This window comes from Streptomyces lonarensis, from assembly GCF_012033735.1.
Taxonomy (GTDB): Bacteria; Actinomycetota; Actinomycetes; order Streptomycetales; family Streptomycetaceae; genus Streptomyces; species Streptomyces lonarensis.
Genome location: NZ_JAAVJD010000467.1, coordinates 1 through 1,239, shown reverse-complemented (window position 1 = coordinate 1,239; position 1,239 = coordinate 1). Strand labels below are relative to the sequence as shown.

The following is a 1,239-nucleotide window of genomic DNA, read 5'->3' as shown; positions in this document are numbered from 1 at the left end:
AAGGCGTGTCGTCGGAAATGCCGGAGGGCGGCGACCGTGTGGTCGCCCCCCTCCGGCAATCTCGGAACACTGTTCCTCGGGACCGGCCTCCCTGCGGCCGGTGCCGAACCCGGGCCGAGCCCGGTCGTGGCTAGACGGGAGCCGTCCCTACCACTTGTACCAGCGGCCTCGACCGCCGCTCGCCGTGGCGCTGCGCATGAAGAAGCCGACCAGCCAGATGACCAGGACGGCCACCGCGAACCACCAGAGGACGTCGAGTGCGAAACCGGCACCGAAGAGAACGAGGGCCAGAAGAAGAACCAGAAGAAGCGGGACCATATTTATCAACCTCCGATTCATCTGGTGCCCCTACCCCCTCGTTCCATGCGCGAGTGATTCAGAGTTTTTTCGCCGGGTTTCCGGGTACTCGTGTCGGCTTTCACTCCGGCCCCGTCGGATCGTCCGGCGCCGGGGCCGGAGAGGCGGCAGGTCGCGCCGGTGAGCCGCAGCAGCGGGTCGCACGGCGGTCACCGTCGCGTGACGTGCGGGCTCAGGGGATCACGATCACCGGGCGTTCGGCCCGGCGCACCAAGCGGCCGGAGACCGTGCCGAAGACCCGGCCCAGCAGGCCGTGGGTGGAGCCCACCACGATCGCGTCGGCCGCGTACTCGCGGCCGACCTCCTCCAGCTCGTGGCAGATGTCCCCGCCTCGCTCCAGCAGTACCCAGGGCACCTCGCTGAGGTGGTCCGCGCACGCCAGCTCCAGCCCCAGCACCTCGGTGCGGTGGTCGGGGACGTCCACCAGCGCGGGCGGCTCGCACCCCGCCCAGACGGTCGTGGGGAGGCGGTTGGCGACGTGCACGATGATCAGCCCGGAACCGGAGCGGTGGGCCATCCCGGCCGCGTAGGCGAGGGCGCGCTCGCTGGAGTTCGATCCGTCGAACCCGACGACGACGCCGTGGCGGAACGCCGGGTCGCGCGACACGCACGCTTCGTCCTCCGACTCGCCCGGTGTCGTCGACGGATCGACGACGCCCCGCTTGCGGTCGGCCGGGTCGGGTACCTCGTAGCCAGCCATCGGTATCTCGAACTGTCTCGCGGAGTGGCCTCGTGCGGTGCGAAAGGAATGAGAACCGGACCGGTGGGCGGGTCGCCACGCCGTGCGGGCCGTGCCTCCAGAGTACGGCGTCCCACGGGCGCTGCCCAGCTGCGGGCGGGCCGGTGCCGGGCCCCCGCGGCCCGTGGCGCCCCGCCCACCAC

Annotated in this window: 2 protein-coding genes; both read right to left on the bottom strand. The window is 71.3% G+C overall.

Annotation, left to right across the window (positions count from 1 at the left end; genetic code table 11):
• Positions 1-147 precede the first annotated feature (147 nt).
• Positions 148-318: a hydrophobic protein gene (locus HCN56_RS25570; protein ID WP_167975025.1), complete on the bottom strand. Its 171-nt coding sequence runs from the start codon at positions 316-318 to the stop codon at positions 148-150.
• Between the two features lie 211 nt (positions 319-529).
• Positions 530-1,057, bottom strand: a complete 528-nt coding sequence (locus HCN56_RS25565; protein WP_167975023.1) for a universal stress protein — start codon at positions 1,055-1,057, stop codon at positions 530-532.
• Positions 1,058-1,239: the final 182 nt, after the last annotated feature.

What these genes read in the sequence shown, in the direction of transcription:
- HCN56_RS25565 (WP_167975023.1), bottom strand. Translation starts at nt 1,057, where the DNA reads ATGGCTGGCTACGAGGTACCCGACCCGGCCGACCGCAAGCGGGGCGTC.
- HCN56_RS25570 (WP_167975025.1), bottom strand. Translation starts at nt 318, where the DNA reads ATGGTCCCGCTTCTTCTGGTTCTTCTTCTGGCCCTCGTTCTCTTCGGT.